Source organism: Natrinema salinisoli (assembly GCF_020405205.1).
Taxonomy (GTDB): domain Archaea; phylum Halobacteriota; class Halobacteria; order Halobacteriales; family Natrialbaceae; genus Natrinema; species Natrinema salinisoli.
On record NZ_CP084469.1, the window covers coordinates 2487398 to 2507529 of the forward strand.

15 protein-coding genes are annotated in these 20132 nt (G+C 66.2%); 6 read left to right on the forward strand and 9 right to left on the reverse strand.

Annotation, left to right across the window (positions count from 1 at the left end):
* Window positions 1-11: 11 nt before the first annotated feature.
* Both LDB05_RS12370 and LDB05_RS12375 read right to left on the reverse strand, forming a co-directional pair.
* Entirely contained in the window at window positions 12-1472 is a 1461-nt protein-coding gene (locus LDB05_RS12370; RefSeq protein WP_226004297.1) for a lipase maturation factor family protein, read from the reverse strand.
* A gap of 192 nt (window positions 1473-1664) precedes the next feature.
* Window positions 1665-2897 (reverse strand): MFS transporter, encoded by a 1233-nt coding sequence (locus tag LDB05_RS12375; protein ID WP_226004298.1) that lies wholly within the window; start codon window positions 2895-2897, stop codon window positions 1665-1667.
* Window positions 2898-3004: 107 nt separating this feature from the next.
* Between LDB05_RS12375 and LDB05_RS12380 the strand changes: the two genes are divergently transcribed.
* Window positions 3005-3538 carry a TIGR03668 family PPOX class F420-dependent oxidoreductase gene (locus LDB05_RS12380; protein ID WP_226004299.1) on the forward strand — a complete coding sequence of 178 codons (534 nt, stop codon included), beginning with the start codon at window positions 3005-3007 and terminating at the stop codon, window positions 3536-3538.
* Window positions 3539-3548: 10 nt separating this feature from the next.
* On the opposite strand, the gene LDB05_RS12385 is transcribed toward LDB05_RS12380, so the two are convergent.
* From LDB05_RS12385 to LDB05_RS12400, 4 genes are all read right to left on the reverse strand, one after another.
* A complete protein-coding gene (locus LDB05_RS12385; RefSeq protein ID WP_226004300.1) occupies window positions 3549-6071 on the reverse strand; it encodes a heavy metal translocating P-type ATPase in 2523 nt (840 codons plus the stop codon).
* 57 nt (window positions 6072-6128) lie between these two features.
* Window positions 6129-7262, reverse strand: a complete 1134-nt coding sequence (locus tag LDB05_RS12390) for a GNAT family N-acetyltransferase (protein WP_226004301.1) — start codon at window positions 7260-7262, stop codon at window positions 6129-6131.
* Between the two features lie 313 nt (window positions 7263-7575).
* On the reverse strand, window positions 7576-8898 hold the full coding sequence (locus LDB05_RS12395; protein WP_226004302.1) for a WD40/YVTN/BNR-like repeat-containing protein: 1323 nt from the start codon (window positions 8896-8898) through the stop codon (window positions 7576-7578).
* Window positions 8899-8986: 88 nt separating this feature from the next.
* Window positions 8987-9283, reverse strand: a complete 297-nt coding sequence (locus tag LDB05_RS12400; protein WP_226004303.1) for an Hsp20/alpha crystallin family protein — start codon at window positions 9281-9283, stop codon at window positions 8987-8989.
* 169 nt (window positions 9284-9452) lie between these two features.
* Here LDB05_RS12400 and LDB05_RS12405 point away from each other — a divergent pair, with 169 nt between their 5' ends.
* Window positions 9453-10193, forward strand: a complete 741-nt coding sequence (locus tag LDB05_RS12405) for a DUF7847 domain-containing protein (RefSeq protein ID WP_226004304.1) — start codon at window positions 9453-9455, stop codon at window positions 10191-10193.
* Window positions 10194-10268: 75 nt separating this feature from the next.
* Here LDB05_RS12405 and LDB05_RS12410 read toward each other — a convergent pair whose 3' ends face one another.
* Window positions 10269-11858, reverse strand: a complete 1590-nt coding sequence (locus tag LDB05_RS12410) for a sulfatase (protein WP_226004305.1) — start codon at window positions 11856-11858, stop codon at window positions 10269-10271.
* 295 nt (window positions 11859-12153) lie between these two features.
* Between LDB05_RS12410 and LDB05_RS12415 the strand changes: the two genes are divergently transcribed.
* A complete protein-coding gene (locus LDB05_RS12415; RefSeq protein ID WP_226004306.1) occupies window positions 12154-12969 on the forward strand; it encodes a prolipoprotein diacylglyceryl transferase in 816 nt (271 codons plus the stop codon).
* A 255-nt stretch (window positions 12970-13224) separates the two neighbouring features.
* Here LDB05_RS12415 and LDB05_RS12420 read toward each other — a convergent pair whose 3' ends face one another.
* Window positions 13225-14883, reverse strand: coding sequence for a potassium channel family protein (locus LDB05_RS12420; RefSeq protein WP_226004307.1), 1659 nt, complete (start codon window positions 14881-14883; stop codon window positions 13225-13227).
* 213 nt (window positions 14884-15096) lie between these two features.
* Between LDB05_RS12420 and LDB05_RS12425 the strand changes: the two genes are divergently transcribed.
* Both LDB05_RS12425 and LDB05_RS12430 read left to right on the forward strand, forming a co-directional pair.
* Window positions 15097-15591, forward strand: coding sequence for a cation:proton antiporter regulatory subunit (locus tag LDB05_RS12425; RefSeq protein WP_226004308.1), 495 nt, complete (start codon window positions 15097-15099; stop codon window positions 15589-15591).
* A gap of 34 nt (window positions 15592-15625) precedes the next feature.
* On the forward strand, window positions 15626-16957 hold the full coding sequence (locus tag LDB05_RS12430) for a cation:proton antiporter (protein WP_226004309.1): 1332 nt from the start codon (window positions 15626-15628) through the stop codon (window positions 16955-16957).
* Window positions 16958-17231: 274 nt separating this feature from the next.
* Here the strand turns inward: LDB05_RS12430 and LDB05_RS12435 are convergent, their stop codons facing one another.
* Entirely contained in the window at window positions 17232-18140 is a 909-nt protein-coding gene (locus LDB05_RS12435) for a phosphatase PAP2 family protein (RefSeq protein WP_226004310.1), read from the reverse strand.
* Window positions 18141-18346: 206 nt separating this feature from the next.
* Between LDB05_RS12435 and LDB05_RS12440 the strand changes: the two genes are divergently transcribed.
* Window positions 18347-20038 (forward strand): NADH-quinone oxidoreductase subunit D, encoded by a 1692-nt coding sequence (locus tag LDB05_RS12440; protein ID WP_226004311.1) that lies wholly within the window; start codon window positions 18347-18349, stop codon window positions 20036-20038.
* Window positions 20039-20132 lie beyond the last annotated feature (94 nt).

The following is a 20132-nucleotide window of genomic DNA, read 5'->3' on the forward strand; positions in this document are numbered from 1 at the left end:
CGCCGCTCGAATTATCGCATTCGCGGGTCGCGACTTCGCAACTCCTCGAGCGAGACGGGATGCACGTACGTCCCGACGCGCTCGCGAGACCACCAGCGGCCGCTCGCGGCGCGTTGCTCGGGCGTCGTGTACCGGTAGCGGTACCGGATCGCCCGGACGTGCGTCGGCGGCTCGCCGTCGAACGGAGCTGCAGCGAGTAGATCGAACGTCTCGTCGTCGGCCTCGAGGAGCTTTACCAGCAAGCGGCGGAACCACGGACTCCGACGCGGGCTGGGCGACATGGCGGCGAACCACAGCTGCCAGTCGAGGCGGAGGTGATAGGGTGCGACCTGCGGCGGCCGGCGCTCGGGATCGGTCGGCTTCCCCTTGAAGCGGTAGGAGTGCCACTCCGTCTCGTGCGAAATCTCTTCCTCGGTGGTCCCCTCGACGACGACCTCGTACCGGTCCCGCGTCACCGAGCCGAACGCGCCGTAGGTGTTGACCAGATGCAGCGGATCGAACGCGGTGTTCATCAGCTGGCGCTCCGAGAGCATGTTCTTCACCGGGCGAACGCTCAGAGCCACGACGAAGATGGCGAGCAGAATCGCCGCAGCCTCGAGATAGAGCGGCGTCGGCGCAGTCGCGGGCGCTGAAATCGGGAGCACGGACGCGATCACGCCGTCGCTGAACGTCGGAATCGCCAGCACGATCGTCAGCGCGTTCAGCCACGCGAAGTTGCCGGTGACCAGCAGCCAGCCCTGGAAGCCGATCGTCGCCAGCCCGGCCAGCGCCGACAGGGGTTGTGGCGCGAAGTAGAGGAAAGGGACCAGTAGTTCGAGGACATGGTTTCCGAACGTCTCCACGCGGTGAAACCGATCCGGCAGGTGGTGGGCGAACCAGCTCACCGGGTTCGGGATCGGCTGGGTTTCGTAGTGGTAGTCCATGCAGGTCAGGTCGCGCCAGCAGTCGTCCCCCCGGAGCTTGATCAGTCCGGCACCGAACATGTTACGGAAGAGCACCCACTGCAGCAGCAGGATGACGACGAACGGCGGTTCGACCGATCCCGACCCCAGGAAGATCGCGAGAAAGCCCGTCTCGAGTAACATCGACTCCCAGCCGTAGCCGTAGAACGTCTGTCCCGCGTTCACGAACGAGAGGTAGAGCGCCCACAGCGACGCCCAGAGGGCCATCGACGCGGGCGTCGCGTATCCGACCGGGAGCCAGTACGGCGCCCCAACCAGCGCCAACGTCGACAGCGCGACGCCCGTCCAGGCCGTGATCCCGATCGCCCGATCCGTCGGCACGAAATAGAAGAGGCTCGGCCGCTCCCGGAACGAGACGCCGTCGACGTACCACTCGAGGGGCAGCAACCCGTCTTCGCCGGCCAACGGTCGGAACTGGTTGGCTGCAACGAGAAAGGCGAGCAGGTACAGCAGTGCGAGCCCCCGCTGGAAGACGACCCGGACGAGCCAGTAGCTCTCCCCCTGCCACATACGCGGCCGTAACTCCCCGAACGGGCAAAGGAGTGACGCGTCGTTCGCGTCCGGTTTCGATGTGACTACTCGCGAGTGTCTGTGGTTGCACAATAGGAAACTAATTGCGTCATATAGCAAGAACGGGCTCGAGCAGTGGAGCCGCAAACAGCTACGTCCCGCTCTCTGCGCTCTCTGCTGAGACTCCGTCAGTCAACCGTACCGAAACCGCAAGACACTGCCGGCGACAGCGACCACAAGTCCACCCGACGCGAGAATCCCAAGTCCCGGCGCGTACGAACCCGTGAGATCGTATAACGTCCCGACGAGCACCGGACCGAGGAACCCCCCGATCTCCCCGACCGCGAAGATAAAGCCCACGGCGGTGCCGGTCAGTCGCGCGCCGATCCCCTCGAGTTCCGGCGGGATCGCTCGAATGAGCGGCGAGAGGCCGCCGAAGCCGAACCCGGTGACGACGACGCTTCCCAGCAACAGGAGGCCGAGATGGGTCGCGATCACGCCCGAAATACCGAGGCCCGCGATCAGCCCGCAGACCGTCAGCGCAGTCCGGCGCGCACCGAACCGGTCGGCGGCCGCGGGGACCGTCAACACGCCGACGACGTTGGCGGCGACGAGCAGGCTCGTCGTCCGTCCCGCCCGATCCGGCGAGTAGCCCCGGGCTTCGAGCAGCGTCGGGAGCCACCCCTGCATGCCGTGGGCGATCAGCAGGTACATCGTGCCGACGACGACCACGAGCTGCAGTTCGCGGTGGGTCAACACGAGCGTGAGATCCCGGCGGATCGCCGCGAGCGAGAGCGACGAGTCCGCCGCGTCGGCGTCGTTGGCCGCGCGGTTGCGGGCGTCGATTCCCAACCGCCACGCGACGACGAACCACAGCAGGCCGTAGCCGATCGCGACGATCCCGCTCCAGAAGAAGAGCCCCCGCCAGCCGCCGAGGAATGGTCCCAGTATCGGCCGGCCGACGGCGAAGACGCTCGCCGTGCCGGCCGAGGCTCCGACGAGGTAGATCGAGGACGGAAAGCCGGTCTCCTCCGGCGGGAACAGCACCGAGACGAGTTTCGGTAATCCGAACGTGATCGCCGTCGCGCCGACGCCGATCAGCAGTGTGGTTGCGAGCAACTCCGGAAAGCCGACCGCGAAGCTGCGACCGACCTGCGCGATGCCGTATATTAACACGCCAGCCGCGAGGCTCCGACCCGGTCCGACACGGTCGACGACTACTCCGGTAAACAGCGCGATTGGAATGTAGGTCAGCGGGACCGCGCCCGCGACGACGCCAGCCTGCGTCCCCGACAGGCCGAGTTCGTCGATGATCGTCGAGAGATACGCCGGCAGCGAGAACCAGATGAACATCAGGCACGTGTAGCCGACCGTTCCCACCACGACGGCGCTGTATGCGCGGCGACGACTCATCGAATCAGTCATCCGAACGTGGATGGGTGACGCTGGCCCGAGTAGTTTATCGTACCGGTACGACTCCCCGGAGCGGCGGTAGGAGTACCCCTTTCCGTTCCCTCGTCGTGTGTGAAACCGTGACGCCCGAAGAGCACGCCTTCCTCGAGCGAGCCCGCGTCGGTTCCCTGGCCACCGTCGACGACGCGGGCCGACCGCACGCGGTCCCGATCTGTTTCGCGCTGCTCGAGCGGAGCACTCCATCAGAGTCGGCGGACGCGAACGGGCCGGTCCACGAGAACAGCGGCGACGGCAGCCAGACCCGACTCGTCTCGGCGATCGACGAGAAACCGAAGTCGACTCGAGAGCTCCAGCGCGTGCGGAACATTCGGTCGAATCCGACGGTAACGCTGCTCGTCGATCGCTACCGCGAGGAGTGGTCGCGCCTCGCGTGGGTACAGGTCCGCGGTCGCGCCCGAATCCTCGAGCCTGATATCGCTGCCGACCATCCCGACGCATCGATACGCAGCGACGGCGTGACCGCGCTCGAGTCGAAATACGATCAGTACGCGGAGCACGATCTCGAGTCGCGTCCGCTCCTCTCGATCCGCGTCGGCCGAACCGTCTCCTGGGGGGCGCTCGAGGACGAGGCCGCGACCGCAAACGAAGAGTGAGAACGACCGCTCAGTCGGCCACGAGCGACCGTTCCGCGTTTCCGACGATGAGGAGCGCCCCCGCCACGACCGCGACGGTCGTTACGAGCGGGTTCACGATACCGAGGGCGGCGGCCGGGATGGCGATCGCGTTGTAGACGAACGCGAGTCCGATGTTCTGCCTGATCCGACCCCGTGCAGCCCTGGCCAGCGCGAACGCCTCCTCGACCGCGGCGAGGTCGTCGTCGACGATCGCGATGTCGGCCGCGTCGGCGGCCAGCGCGGTACCGCTGCCGAGCGAGATGCCCAGATCGGCCGCGGCGAGCGCGGGCGCGTCGTTCGTCCCGTCCCCGACCATCGCCACGCGACCGTCGGTCTTCATCCGTTCCACCGCCGCCGTCTTCCCGTCCGGCGAGACGCCGGCGAAGACGTGATCGACGCCCGGATGCCGATCGAAGGCGTCGGCCGCCGTTCCGTCGTCGCCCGTCAGCACGACGACGTCGATCCCGTCCTCGGACAGCGCGGTGACCGTCTCGTCCCACTCCGCTCGCGGTTCGTCCCCGACGATCACGACCCCCTCCGCGGACCCGTCTCGGCCGACGACGACCGGGAGCTGACCGGCATCCCGCGTCCGGTCGATCCGTGACTCGAGCCCGTCCTCGAGCGCCCAGTCCCGTTCCCGGAAGAGGTCGGGGTGACCGACCAGTATCGATCGACCGTCGACGGTGCCCTCGACGCCGGTCGCATGGGTCTGGAAGTCTCGAACCGTCAGTCCATCGGCCCCGGCCGAGCCGCCGTCGGCCCGAGTCGTCCGACCGTCCTCGTCCGTGCTCCCGTCGAAGGCCGCCGTGATCGCCGCCGCCGCGGGGTGGGCGGCCCGCCGCTCGAGGGCGGCCGCCGCCGCCAGGAGGTCGTCGGGCGCGTCGGCCTCGCGGACGGTCATCTCGCCGGTCGTGAGCGTCCCGGTCTTGTCGAAGACGACGACGTCGACCGCGCGGAGCCGCTCGAAGACCGTCTCGTCGAAGACGACGATCCCGCGCTCGAGGGCTTCCTGCAGGCTCGCGGCGACGGAGTACGGCGTCGCGAAGCCGAGCGCCCACGGGCTCGCGACCATGATCGTCATGAGGACGGCCAGGACGGTCGTCGTCGCGCTCGCGCCGGTCAGCAGGAAACCCACGCCGACGACGGCGGCAGCGGCGAGGACGAGCGGCAGGAGGGTCGCGGCGAACTCGTCGGCGCGCCGCCTGACGCCGTGGTCGGCACTCTGGACGTTCCAGACGACCCGCGTGAGTCGTTCGATGCTGCTCGTCGTCCGCTCGCCGACGTCGACGACCGCCGCGTCGGTCGTCACGATCGAACCGCCGACCAGGTCGTCGCCCTCGCGTTTCGTCACCGGGAGGGACTCTCCCGTTACCACGGCCTCGTCGACGGTGCACTCGCCCTCCGCCAGCCGGCCGTCGACGGGGATCCGCTCCCCCTCGCGGACGAGGAGCTGATCGTCCGACACCAGATCGCTCACGGGAATCTCCGTCGTCGATCCGTCGGCGGTGTACAGTCGAGCCGTATCGACCTGCGAGACGGTGAGGTCTGTCAACCGGTCCGTCGCCCGGCGTTTGACCGTCGCTTCGTAGTAGATCGCCCCCATCACGAGCGAGGCCACGACGATCGTCAGATCGAAGTAGAGATCGTTGCGCCCGAGTCCCGAGACGAAGACGCTGTAGACGTACGCGCTGACGATGGTTAGCGCCGCGAGCAGGTCCGTCGTGGGTCGTCGCAGCTTCAGACTGACGTACGCGCCGCGGAGGAGCGGACCGCCGGTCAGATAGAGGATCGCCCCCGTCCCGACGAGAAAGAGCGGCAGGTACAGCGGCCCGCTGAAGCCGGTAAAGGCACCTTCGAAGTGCGAAATCGCGCCCCAGTCGGTAAACGAGGTCAGGAACATCGGGTAGAGGACGGCCACGAACGGCAACAGGAGGAAGGTCCCGAAGACGACGCCCACGACGTAGCGCATCTCGAGCATGTCCTCCGAACGCCGTTTCCGGAGCCCGGTCATCTCCCGCGAGCGCCGGGTGCCGCCCGTCTCCTCGTCGGCGGTCGCGTCCGCTCGCAAATACGCCGTGTAGCCGACTGTACTCAGTGCATCCTCGAGTTCGGCCGTCGAAAGCCGGTCGGGATCGTGATCGACGCGGATCGTCTCCGTGACGTAACTCGCCTCGGCGTTGGTCACGCCGTCGCGTTTTTCGGCGACGGACTCGAGGAACGACTCGTCGATCGCCGACTGCATGCCGTCGATCCGGAAGAACGTCCTGACGAGGCCTGAATCGTCCCCGTCCGCGGTCGCGGTCGGCCGCGGTTCCTCGGTGTGTGACCCGGTATCGCCGAGCGGCGAATCGGTCTCGGACTCGCCGCCGCTCGTCCCGAACGCCGCAGCGACGTCGCGACAGCCGGGCGAACAGAACCCGTCCGAGGCCGAGTCGCCGGTGGTCCTCGAGAGCAGCGTTCCGCACAACCGACAGCGATCCCGCCTGTCGTGTCCGGACCGTTGATCGCTCACGTGTCGTTCTGTGCGCTCGACCGCAATAACAGTGGCCGATGGCGATCCGGCTACGGGTCAGGTCGTGTCCAGATCGAGCCGTGAGAGGGACCACGACGAGATCGAACTCGACTCGAGGGCGAGTCCGTCTTCGAGATCGCGCGCGAGGAGTGTCCGAGCGGTCGGCTGGAGCAGCGCGGAGAGCGGGAACCGCGTGTCCGGGTAGAAGCGAAACCGCAGCGGTGCCGGCACCGTCTCCCCGAACGCCTCGACGTACCGTCGGTCCGCGTGATCGTCGAGCGCCGAGGCGAGCAGGCGGTCGAGCGCCTCCGCTTCGGTCGCGATCGCTCGAGGGAGCGCGTCGACGATCCGGGCGTGGTCGTCGACGGTCGAGACGACGAGCGCGGCGATCGGCTCGCCGTTCCGTCGGGCCACGTACGCCGCGTAGGTGTGAGCGGGGTTGTCGAACCGCCGGCGGAAGAACGCCGCGGTCCGGTGGGCGTGAATCGCGTCGGGGATGGAACGGCGATAGACCGCCGCGAGAACGTCGGCGGGAGGCGGTCGATAGCGTTCGACGTCGATATCGGCGTCGGAACCGACGAGAAGTCGGTCGGCGACCCGGTTGGAGGTCGAGACCGTGTTCCGGAGCGTCTCCCTGACCGCGGTGACCGGTCCGTCTCCTGCCGGGTGCGCGTCGGATTCGCCGCCCGCCGTCGGTCCGGCGTCGACACCCTTCTCGAGAGCCGTGAGCGGGTTCTGCGGGCGGTAGTAGGCGGGCACCGTACCGATCTCGCGCCAGCCGTGCGCGAGGTTGCCCGGTTTCGAGTTCTCGTTCGGGAAGTTAAAGAAAAACGACGGGCCGTCGTCCGCGTACCGTTCGAGGGCCCGCTCGTTCAGTCGACCGAACAGCCCGCGCCTGCGGTGGTCCGGGTGGACCATCGTGTCGCAGGGCTGGAACGCAGTCCGGAGGAGACCGCCGACGCGCATCTCCTGGGCGAAGAACGACCGGAAGCCGACCGGCTCGCCGTCGGCGGTCGCCACGAGGATCGGAACGTGATCGACGTACGGGTTCTCGGTGAACTTCCATCGGAACCACTCCGGCCCCCTGTCGTGTCCGAACACACTCTCGTACATCGAGAGGAACGGTCCCCGGTCGGCCGGCTCGAACGACCGGACGGTGTATCGCGTCGCCGTTCGCGTGGGCACATTCATGGTGGAAGATCGGCTCACGCCCGATTTCGAGCGAACGGGATCGGTCCCGCTGTGCGGTCGTGACGGGAGGACATCCGCCTCGGAGGGGCAAGTCGATTGGCCCTGAATACGCCGATCCGACAGGTCCGCGAAGGCCTCGGTGAATCAGACCGTCAACCGATCGAACTCGGGCCGCTCGCGCGGAATCTCGACGAACGGCGTCATGTCGAATACCGCGAGAATCAGCCGTCTCGAGGGCGGTCACGGGTTGCACATCTCCGTCTTCGTCTCTATCTCTGCCTCCGTCTTCGTCTCCCGTCGCTTCCCATCGATCTCACCGCCGTTCGACGACGGTCCCCTCCTCGCCGACCGCGACCGCTCGATCACCGTCCGTATCGACCGAAACGGCGATGAGCGATTCCGGCGCGCGCGTCTCGACGTCGTCCCAGTCGCCCGCGGCGGTTCGCTCGTAGATCACGCCGTCCGCGTCGCAGGCGATGGTCTCACCCTCCCGTCGAGCGAGGCCGCAGATCGCCTCCTCGCCGACCCGTTCGGGCGTCCACGTCGACTCCCCGTAGCGATGCACGACGCCGTCGTCCGCGCTCACTAAACAATCGCCCAGTCCCAGCGTCGCGACGGTCTCGAGCGTCCCGCCGGCTCCGTCGAGGCCGACGCGGTCGAACGAGGCCCCGCCGTCGGTCGTCTCGAAGACGCCGTCGTTCGTGTCACAGCAGTAGCCGACCGATGCGTCGGCGAGGGCGACGCCGCTCAGACTCGAGCCGCCCCCCGGCTGGACCGGGTCGTCCCACGAGACCGCGCCGTCACGATAGCGCCCCCGGAGGACTGCGCCGGAGCCGTTAATCAACAGGATCGTCTCGTCGTCGCTCGCCCCGCCGACGGCGACGCCCAGCCAGTTGTCGGTGATGTCCGCGGGGGCGGTGTAGTCCGTGTGGAGTCCCGTTTCGGCCTCGAGCCGACCCACCGCGCCGCTGTCGCCCGCGATCCAGATCGCCTCGCCCTCGGCGGTCGCGTCGACCCCGTGGAGCTCCTCGCCCTCGGCGGCCGGCCCGTCCTCGAGGGTAACAGTCCACGCCTCGGCTCCACCGCCACCGTTCACGGCCTCGCCAGTGAGAACCAGTCCGTCCTCACCCACCGCGTGGACCGCTCCGGCTTCGGTCACGCAGACGTCCCGGAGCGTCGCTTCGGTCGGGACGTCGACGGACTCCCAGCCGAGGGCTCGATCTGCCTCGCGTTCTTGCTCGACCGGCCCTGCATCGTCGGGGTCGGACTCGAGGTCGAGACTCCCGCCGTGTGGTACCGTATCCCCGCTGTCCGGAGCGTCGGTTTCGGAGGATCTCTCGGAGTCACCGCCCTCGAGCGACCCGGATTTCGTCGCCGATGATCGATCGTTCGTCGCCGCGTCGCGGTCGGTCGTCGACTCGCCGTCGGTTCGATCCGGCGGGGTTCCCCGCAGGTACAGCACGATCGGCGGCACGACGTACGAGGCGAGCGCGAGGACGATGAACCAGCGATGAAAGATCGTCAGCGTCCCGAAGGCGGTCAGCCCGGCCGCCGCGACCGCGTGAATCCACGTCTGCGTATAGCGCCGAAAGAACGAGAGGAAGTCGTCGCCGGAACGCGCGTCCTGAGTAGCCATTAGTCGAACCCCGAGCCTGCTCGACTCATCCTATCGGACTGGCGAGCAAAAACGTGCTGCAGGCACGGCCCCGACGGCGGCATCCCGACTACTGCCCTCGAGGGACGGTCTCGAGCGAGACGCTGAGCACGCCGTTGTTGTAGACCGCCTCGCAGTCGTCACCGACGACGAGACCGGTGGGAAGCGGTGTGAGGGTCCGCTCGGCGGTCCCGTCGTCGCGATCGACCGCGATCCGGAGGCGGCGCGAGCCGACTTCGACCCTCACGTCCTCGAGGGGAGCAGGGTCGACGTCGACGGCGACGCGCAGTCTGTCGGCCGGCCCGTCGTACTCGATCTGGAGCGGAAACGGAAACGACGCCACGTCGGAGGAGTCACTCGAGGACACGGGAGTGCGTTCCGACCGTCGTCGGAAACCTCCCCGCATGGATACGTGTACGTTTGATATACTCGACTATGTCGTCGGATAGTACGATCGATTAGACGGCCCGGAACGATCCACGGAACAAATACATCGAAACAACAGTAATATATGATGTTAGTTTTGATTCAACCATATGGAGAATAAACTCAATATTGGAGGTGCAATCAATTACGGGATCGGTCGACTGACAACGCGCGGCGGGGCCATGCTCCTCACCGCGTACGTCCTCTTCCAGCTCGCCACCCTAGTGGGGTACCAATCGCTGCTCACAGGACTACTCTCGGAGTCAGCCGCCAATGACCAAATGTTGCAGAGCTTCCCGTTCGCTCTCGACCTTCCAATTTCGATCAGTGGCGGACTGCTTGTGCTTTTAGTTGTCGTCGGCTCCGTACTCAGTGTTGTGACGATGCGAGCGATCTATTCGGACATCGATAGCATTCCGACGGCCGAACACACCCGACGGCTCGTCCGAACGGTCGGTGTAACGATCATCGTCGGCATTATCACCGTTTTGGCGATCTGGATCGGGTCGATATTCCTTCTGATCCCCGGCATATTTCTCGCGGTGAGCCTGATTTTTGCTAACGCCGCGGTCATCATCGAAGACGCCGGCATCATCGAGTCACTCGAGCGAAGTTGGGAGCTCACGTCCGGCAATCGCATTCGCCTCTTCGCTCTCGGTGTAGTCGTATTTGGCGTATTTTTGGTCGGGTATTTCATTACCACTATCACCAGTATGTTCGCCCCCGCAGTTGGCGGTCTGCTATCGGCAATCATGTTTGGATCGCTGACGCTGGTTCAGATCGCCGTGTTGGTCGGCGCATATCGGCAACTCGCCGACGGCGGCGAACAGGCCAGCTCCGCCAGTTGGTAACGGCTGCTAACTCGATGCGATCGCGGTTGGTGTCACACCGAATCGACATTTTTCGAGCGCGATAGCGTCGACGTCTCAGAGATACCCAAGATCCGCCAGCCGCTCTTTCGTCCCCTCGCGCATCTCGACCTCGTCCGACGCGTCGGTCTCGGCGAGCGGCTCGAATCGCTCCGCAAGTCGCCGCCGCAGCGTTCGAACCCGCGCCGGCTCCGCGTCGCTGATATCGGTCTGCTCGAGCGGATCGGTCCGAACGCGGTGCAACCGCTCGAACCCGTCGTCGCCGCGGACGTACTTGTACTCGTCCGTGCGAACCGCTCGGAGCCGGCGGTCGAACGCGCGGACGCGGTCCGGAATCTCGCCGAAGCGTGCCTCGAGCCGCTCGATCGAGGGCTGGGGGGCGACGTACTCGGCGAAGACGGCGTCCCGGGACGCCGCAGTCGACTCGGGGTGGAGCGAGCGGCTCGACGACTGTTCCGAGAGTTCGGGGTCGTCGACGCCGGCCGTGTCGAGCAGCGTCGCGGGGAGATCGAGCAACTGGACGAGGTCGCGGCGTCGTCCCCCGTCGGTGAATGGGCCGCCGTGACAGACCAGCGGGATGTTGAGCAGCGTGTCGTAGAGGTTGTACTGGTGACCGAAGAAGCCGTGCTCGCCGATGTGTTCGCCGTGGTCGCCGCAGACGACGAAGAGGGTGTCCTCCCACTCGTCGGCGGCCTCGAGTGCGGCGCGGAGCCGGCCGAGCTGGTGGTCGACGTAGGCGAGTGCGGCCCGGTAGAGGCCCCGGAGCATGGCGAATTCGTGGTCGGAGATGTCGTAGTCCTCGCAGTCGTAGGCCCGGGGATCCTGCCTGATGGCGGTCGCCTCCTCGTAGCGGGCACCCTCGGGGAGGTACCGTTCCGCGTACTCCGGCGGCGGGTCGTACTGGACGTGTGGCTCGATGAAATTACAGAACAGGAAGAACGGGCGGTCGTCGGATCGATCCCCGAGCCAGTCGGCGATCCACGCCGTCGATCGGTCGGACCCGTCGTCGCCCGTCGGTTGCAGGAGTTCGCTGTAGAGGATGTTAGCGGCGTTGACGAAGGGATTGCCGTCGAAGAGTCGGTTCCGGGTCGCTGCGACTTTCTCCCGGAAGTCCTCGCCGCGGACGACAGCGCCCATGTCCGTGTCCGACTGGATGTACTGCCACCCCTTGCGGAGGTGCTCGAATCCGCGGTCGAAGCCGAACTCCTCGGTGATCCAGGTGTTGTTCGAGACGCCGATCGTCTGAAACCCCGCGTCGGCGAACGCCTCGGGGAGCGTTCGCAACTCGTCGTCGAGATAGGTGTGGCCGCCGTGGGTGCCGTGCTCGGAGGGGTAGGTGCCCGTGAAAAACGACGCGTGAGAGGGCAGCGTCCAGGGGGCGGTCGCGAACGCGTTCTCGAACGCGGTGCCCTCCTCGGCGAGCCGCGACAGCGTCGGCATCGGGTGTGTGTCTGCGGATCCGTCGCTCGAGGCCGTTCGCCTGCCCGGAGTGGCTCCCGTCCCGGCGGGGGCGGGACCTGACGCGTGGCGATCCGCCGGAAGCGACTGCATCCCGACGCTCTTCGCCCGGGCGGTATCGAGAACCACGAGAACGACGTTCCGCACAGTACTATGTGACTCGTCGTCACGTCCGTTAGCGTCCGACATTGGTACCGTACTTCCACGGCAGACAGGGAAGGTCGTCGGCCCGGAGTATGCAGGGTATTATTCGGAGACACCGGCTGATTTCGCGTCGAAGACGCCCGAGTGCGGTAATATCCGATATCGGTTCGGCGGATAGCCCGACGACAGCGTCATATCGAGTAGTCTCCTGCCGGTCGAATCTTCATCCGGCTGGCGATCGTACACCCCGTGAGCGGACGCCGGTGGCCCGGTCGCTCCCGAGTCCGATCGCTACCGACTCGGACGCTGAGCCACCAGCACCATCGCTCGGAGACTTTCGATGACTGCAAACCACGATCACGACGCGCCGATGGAGAGTTCGCTGGGCGAATTCGCCGAGGTAGAGGACCTCGAGGATCTCGAATCGCTAGATGTACCGACCGAACGGATCGCCTCGATGGCGTCCGATGCGATCGGGAGCGGAACGGTATCGCTGCTCGGTGGCGGGCTCCTGCTCGCCGCCGCGATCCGCTCGATGGCCGCCGACCGATCGCGGGCGATTCCGCTCGCGATCGCGGGCAGCGGGCTGGTCGGGTTCGGCCTTCACAGGCACCGCTCGAGCGACGAGCCGTCGCCGGAAGGCGTCCCGGACGTCGAGGGCGGAACCGAGGGGAAGGAAACCTCGGATCAGGCCAGTGCCGCCGCCGAGCGGGTCGATTCCGGCCGGGAATCCGAGATCGGAGCCGAGGGCGAGATTTCGGAAGAAGGGGGGATCGAAACCGCATCGGAGACGGATTCGGAACCGGACTTCACCGACGAGCCGGACGAGGACCCGACCCAGTCGGGACCGACCCTCGACGAGTCGGAGGAAACGGACCCACGGCGCGAGACCGACGCCGAGGGGACGGAGATCGACGTCTCGGATTCGGCGATGGCCGACGAGACCAGCGAGGCGACGGGGCCGACGCCCGAACAGGCCCAGCCGACCCAGACCGCGGATACCGAACCGGAAGAGAGTCCCGCGGCGGACGCCTCGGAGATGAAAGTCGAGCCGCCCGACGAGGACGGATCCGATTCCGAAACGGACGACGGAGACACCGCGGGGGACGACGAAGACGCCGCAGGGGACGACGAGTCTGACGAGAGTGACCGCTGACTCGCCAGCGAGAGTCACGGACTCCGCCCGGGTAGCCCACTGGTCATCAGCCGATGGTACACGGAAGGTCGTGGCCGATACGAACGAGAGAGACGCTTCGAAGAAGTCTCCGGCTCCACCGTTCCCTCCCGGGTGAACGTTCCGTCCTCACTCCTCTCGCCAGTCGAGAAGAGACACCTCACGTATCCGGCCCCTTCCGTCGAACCCGCGGTCAGGACACTCCACGGGGAATCCTGCAGCGGCGTGACCCTGCAGTCACGAGGTCGTGACCGTTCGCTCGAACTCCTGAATCGCGTCGTCGCTCCCCGCGACGATCACTTTGTCGTCGGCTTCGATAGTGGTTTGCTCGTCGGTATGAACGGTGCCATTGCGTGAGACGCCGATCACGGTCCATCCCCGCTCGGGGTTGCGACGTGCATCCGCCAGTGAATCGCCGTCGAACGGCGCCGCATCGGATCGAATCAGGCGGATCTGGTTCGTCGGCGACATGACCTGTTCGCCGTGGACCTCCGCCGCGACCAGCCGAGCGGACACCTGCTGGATGGAGAGAACGTAGTCAGCGCCCGCTCGAAACGCTGCTCTCATCTTGTCGCTATCGGTCACACGCGCGAGGATCTCGACGTCGCTCGAGAGCGAGCGGGCGATGGCGATGGTCATCAGTGCGGTCGAATCGGTGCCGACGGTGACGACCAGGGCCGACGCGTCGTCGATGCCGGCTTCGCGGAGCGTTTCCGGTTCGGTGACGTCGCCGACGATGTCGGGGCCCCGCTCCTCCGAGTCGTCGATAGTCGTCACCGAAACGTCCGCCGGGAGCGCCTCGACGGCCGCGGTTCCGCCCTCGCCGAAGCCGGCGACGACGAGCTGCGAGGGGGTCTGGATGCGCCGTGACCGAGCACCCGCGATCTCGTCCGTGATTTCGTCGATCTCGCTCCTCGGTCCGGCGACGACCAGCACGGTATTGGGCGTGAGTTCGTCGTCTGGTGACGGCGGCAGGTGCAACTCCCCGTCGAACCACCCGGCGACCAGCGTCAGGTTCGGGTGGTTCACGACCGGCGAGTCGCGCACTCTGACGCCGTGGAGCGGGCTATCCCGTCGGACGAGGATCTCGCGGACGTCGACCTCGTCGCCGTCGGTCCGGTCGGGAACGGTGACCGGCGTCGTCGCTTTCTCCGCCAGCCGCTGGCCGATCAGCGCGTGCGGCGCGACACTGCGGTCGACACCGACTTCCGCGAGCGCCGCCTTCCGGCGCGTCGATTCGGTGAAGCTGATCACGCGCAGGTCCTCGTTGGCCTCCAGCGCTGTCAGGACGATGCTCGCGGTTTCGTCGCCGGTGTCGGTGATGAGCAGCGACGCTCGCTCGATCGTCGCGCGGTCGAGGTCAGCCCGTTCCTCGGGATCGCCATGGATAGCCTGATAGCCGTCGTCCGAGAGCCGCTTCGCATCCTCCTCGTCGGACTCGATGAGGACGTAATCGATATCGAGTTTCTCGAGTTCGTCGAGGAGCAACTCGGTATCGTGCTGGTACTCCGCGATGACGACGTGGTCGTTCTTGGTCGTGAGGCGGTCGGAGAGGTCCAGCGGCGTCCGTTCGAAGAGCGGAATGACCAGGATGCGCAGCGTGACGAACCCGATGATGACCCCCGTCACCTGGATCGACACCATCAGAACGTTCATCACCGGCGTCGTCCAGGGAGAATCCGCTCCGAATCCGGTCGTCGTCATCGTCTCGACGACCGTCTGGAACGACCGGAAGATCGACTGAGGGCGATTCTCGAGCGCTCGCATTCCCCAGTTGTAGACGACCGTGTAGAAGAGGACGACCGCGACGAGACCGACCACGAATAGCACTAATAGCCGTTGACGTTGCGTCAGATCGCGTGGATGCAGTCCCTCGATGTCCCGAAGTTCGCGCATTTACTGTCCTCCAGTCACTATCGATACCGTCTCTGATCGATTAAGTGGCCGGTTTTATCCGGTCTACCCGTTATCACTGCGTATCGGTCCTCGAGCGCGAGCGGTACGCCTGGTAATCGTTCTCCGAGCTCCTCGAGACGAACACCGGCGGGGACGACCGCGATCGGTCGACGGGACACGCCATTTATTGTCACGCCCTCGCTTTGATGACGTATGACCGTCTACGAGAGCGACCTCCCCGGCGTCGGGAAGAAGTTCGAGATCGAACTCGATGACGGGGAGCGCCTCGTCATCGTGACCCACAACACGGGGAAACGAGAGGTGTACCTGAAAGCGGACGCGGATGCGGACAGCGAGAAGGTGTTCGAGGCGTCGGATCGCCTGGCCCGAAAGATCGGCACGATTCTGGAAGGGGCGTACTTCCAGCCGGTGCAGGCCGACAACGTGGAGACGATGCTCGCCGACGATACCTACCTCGAGTGGTACAGCGTCTCCGAGACCGCCGAGGTCGCCGGCCAGACCCTCGCTGAGGCGGATATCCGCGATCGAACGGGCGTCTCCATCGTCGCTATTCAGCGCGGCGAGGAGTTGATCTCGCCGCCGACGCCGGAGACGGTCCTCGAGGTCGGTGACACGCTGGTCGTCATCGGCGACCGCGAGGACTGCGCCCAGTTCGAGGAACTGCTCGGAGCCGGACTCGACGAGTGATCGCGACGACCCTTCCCGTCCGGGGTGAGCGCTAGTGGCGACTGAAACGGCGCTCGTCGACGTCGGCATCCTCTTCGCCGCGGTCGCCCTCGCCGGCGTGCTCTCCAGTCGGATCGATCAGTCGGTGATCCCCTTTTACATCATCGTCGGCGTCTTGCTTGGATCGAACGTCCTCGGCGAACTCCCCGCCCTCGCCGGCAGCGAGGTCGGAATCGGTGGGATTGCCGTCACCGTTCCCGAAGTCACGATCGGTGGCGTCGATCTCCTCGCCGCAGTCGGCGGCCTCGCGCTCGGCGAAACCGACTTCGTCGTCGTCGGCGCGGAGATCGGGATCGTCCTCCTGTTGTTCTTCCTCGGTCTCGAGTTCAATTTGAACCGGTTGATCGCAAGCAAGGACCGGATTGGCAAAGCGGGGTCCGTCGATCTCGTCATCAACTTCGGTATCGGGTTGGTGTTCGGCTATCTCGTCTTCGGAAGCTTCCTCGCGGCCTTCCTGACGGCGGGTATCGTCTACATCTCCTCGAGCGCGATCATCACGAAGTCGCTGATCGATCTGGGCTGGATCGCCAACGACGAGTCCGAACCGATGCTCGGCACGCTCGTCTACGAGGACCTGTTCATCGCGGTCTATCTGGCGATCGTGTCCGCGCTGGTCCTGGGTGGCGGTGATATCGGGGAAGCCGCGGGACAGATCGGGATCGCGGTCGGGTTCATCGTCGCGTTGCTCGGGCTCGTCACCTTCGGAACCGGCTTCTTCCAGCGGTTTCTCGACGCCGATACGAACGAGTTCATCGTCGTCCGGGCGCTCGGCGTCACGATCCTCGTCGCCGGGATCGCGCTCGCACTGGGCGTCAGCGAGGCCGTCGCCGCCTTCTTCGTCGGCATGGCCTTCTCCTCGACCGATCACGTCCACGACTTAGAGCGGCTGCTCGAGCCGCTTCGAGACGCGTTCGCGGCGATCTTCTTCTTCTGGATCGGGCTCGTCACCGATCCGGGATTGTTCACGCTCTCGATTCTCGGGATGATCGTCGCCGCCGTGATCGTGACGACGCCGACGAAGCTCGTGAGCGGCTACCTCGGTGGACGGATATACGGCCTCGACGACCGCCGCTCGCTCCGGGTCGGGTTCGGAATGACCACCCGCGGCGAGTTCTCGCTGATCATCGCGAGCCTCGCCCTCTCCGGGGCCGGCAGCGGCATGGCAGCGGAGACGGCCCAGACGATCTACGCCTTTACCGTCGGCTACGTCCTCGTGATGAGTATTCTCGGCACGTCGCTCATGCAGTACTCGAGCCGCATCGAACCCGTCGCCGTGTCGCTGCTCGAGCGGGCCCGCAGCGGAACGCCGCGGTCGACTGTCGACTGACCGGGGTGTCGCAGTCCGAACACCGAGCGGGCTCGCGGCCCGCCGGCGAATCGCTGGCAGCGATCGAGTCGGCATCGACCGCCAACTCGTCGGCTTCGGACGGGTCGTCGTCACCGTCGCGAAAACGAACCGAGAGTATCGACTGTTCTCGTGGGTTCACCGAGTACGGGCTAATTTGAGACGGGACGACTCTGATCCGAATCGACGACCGGGATCGGGGATGGGGTCGATATCTCGAGTAACGCTCCGAACGACCGCAACCGGTCGAGTGTCGTCAGATACCGCTGGCCCGTCCGGACCGGTAGTGCTCGGAGACGGCGACGAGCGCGGCGACGACCAGCCCGAGTGCCCCGCTTCCGGCGAGCACCGCGGCGGGCCAGAAGAAGCCGATGAGCGCGACGAGCGAGACGAGAGCGACGGCGATTACGGCGACTCTCGCGGTGAGCGGGCGGTCCTCCCGGATCGGCCCGCGGCCCGCGTCCAGCGCTCGAGCGAGGGCGGCGAGTTGCCAGCCGGCGAGGGCACCCAGCGACGCGCCGAAGAGGAGCAGGGCGTCGGCGTCCATCCCGCTCGGAACGAGGGCGGCGGCGCCGACGACGACCGCGAGACCGAACCCGAGCGTGCCGCGGTGGGCCGGATAGCGGTTCAGGAGCCCCCACGCGAGGAGGAGAAACGCCACGCCGACGGCGGCGCCCGCGACGACGTCGACGAGATAGTGGACGCCGAGGCCGACTCGAGAGAGGCAGACGGCCGTCACGATCCCGGCGGCGCCGAGGTATCGACGGCGGCGCGTACTGACGCCGCTGTACTCGGCCAGACTCAGGTAGACGATGGTCGACATGAGGGCGTGACCGCTCGGAAACCCGTAGCCGGTCGCCGTCGCAGTGGCCTCGTACAGCGGGTGGAGGACCTCCGGAAGCGCCCCGACCTCCACGAGGACGCGGTCCGGTCGGGGGAGCGCGAAGAGGTGTTTCAGCCCCGTAATCAGCGAGAGGCCCGCTAACAGGAGCCCGGCGATGGCGGCGATTTCGTCCCGATTTCCGGTTTCGAACACGTAGAGCGCCCCGACGAGGGCGCTGAGAAACCAGACGTCGCCGAGCTGTGTCACCAGCCCGAGCACAACGACGACCCACTCGGGGGCGACCTCGCGGAACGCGTCGAACCAGCCGATTCCTCGAGCCATATGCACGTTACGTGCGACCGGCCATATAAACGATTCCGCTCGACCGGAGCCGTCTGACGGAGATCGACTCGGGCACGCGTGCCGCGTCCGTCTGCGAGCGGCATTTCGATTCGGGAGAGAGTCACGCTAACGCGGGAAAACCCTCATTTCCGCGTCACCTGTAGGGTATCGGGACGCGCCACCGACCGGCGTTAGGAGGGTGTCCAATGAGTGAGCATTCGGAACCGGAGCGCGAACGCATCGGCATCGATCCGGAGTACGACCACCGCCGCGAGGACGGCGTCGACGAGGCCCGACTCGAGGCCCGACTCGACGAGTACGCGATTGGCCGGGACGATCACGAGAACGCGCCCGCGTTCGTGATTCGTCCGGACGACGTACAGGAGGTAGTCTCGCTGCTGCGCGACGAAGCGGGGTTCGATCACCTCACCTGTCTCACCGCCCAGCAGTACGAGGACCGCTACGAGTCGATCGTCCACATGACGAAGTACGATCGGCGGACCCACGAGGTGACGCTGGTCGTTCCCCTCCCGACGGACGATCCCGTCTGCGAGTCTGCCGAACCCGTCTTCCGGACGGCCGACTGGCACGAGCGCGAGGCCTACGACCTCGTCGGGATCGAGTACGAGGACCACCCCGACCTCCGTCGAATTCTCCTCCCCGAGTCGTGGCAGGGGTACCCGCTCGCGCTGGACTACGACCAGGACAAACCGCAGGTCGTCAGCTACACCGAACACGCGAACCCGATTCAGGCGGACCACCGCGTCGCCGAGTCGGATACGATGTTCCTCAACATCGGGCCCCACCACCCGGCGACCCACGGCGTGCTCCACCTCGAGACGGTGCTGGACGGCGAATCGGTCGTGGACGTCGACCCCGACATCGGCTACCTCCACCGCTGCGAGGAGCAGATGTGCCAGCAGGGGACCTACCGCCACCAGATCATCCCGTACTCGAACCGCTGGGATTACACGGCGAACCTCCCCAACGAATGGGCCGTAGCCCGCGCGATCGAGGACATCGCCGACATCGAGGTCCCCGAGTACGCGCAGGTCCTGCGGACGATGGGCACCGAGTTCGGGCGCATGCTCGGTCACTTCCTCGCGGTCTCGACGTTCGCGCTGGACGTCTACGGCGACTTCACCGCCATCTTCCAGTACGGGATGCGCGACCGGGAAGTCGTCCAGGACATCCTCGAGGACCTCACCGGCCAGCGGATGATGTTCTACTTCTTCCGACTGGGCGGCGTCTGCTGGGATCTGCCCGAACCCCGCGAGGAGTTCATCGAAAAGTGTCGGGATTTCCTCGACGAACTCCCCGCCAAGGTCGACGAGTACCACGACCTGCTGACCGGCAACGAAATCTTTCAGGTCCGCACAATCGACACCGGCATCTTAGAGCCCGAAGTCGCCAAGAGCTACGGCGTGACCGGACCCGTTGCCCGCGGCTCCGGCATCGAGTACGACATCCGCCGGGACGACCCCTACGGCTACTACGACAACCTCGAGTGGGACGTCGTCACGCAGGACGGCTGTGACAACTACGCGCGCGTCCTAGTCCGCCTCCGCGAGGTCGAGGAGTCCGCCAAGATCATCGAGCAGTGTCTCGACCTGCTCGAGGAGTGGCCCGAAGAGGAGCGGACGGTCCAGAGCAACGTCCCGCGAACGCTGAAACCGGACGCGGGGACCGAGACCTACCGCGCCGTCGAGAGCGCGAAAGGCGAACTCGGGATCTACATCCGCGCGGACGGCTCGAACTCGCCCGCCCGATTCAAGATTCGAAGCCCCTGTTTCCACAACCTCTCGGCACTGCCCGAGATGTCCGAAGGCGAATACGTCGCCGACCTGATCGCGTCGCTGGGCAGTCTCGATATCGTTCTGGGGAGCGTCGATCGCTGAACGGGATTGTCTCGAGCTGGTCGTCGTTGATCTCTTCCTCGAGACAGTGTCCGCCGGATCGGATCCGACTTCATCGGGCCGATGGTGCCGGTAG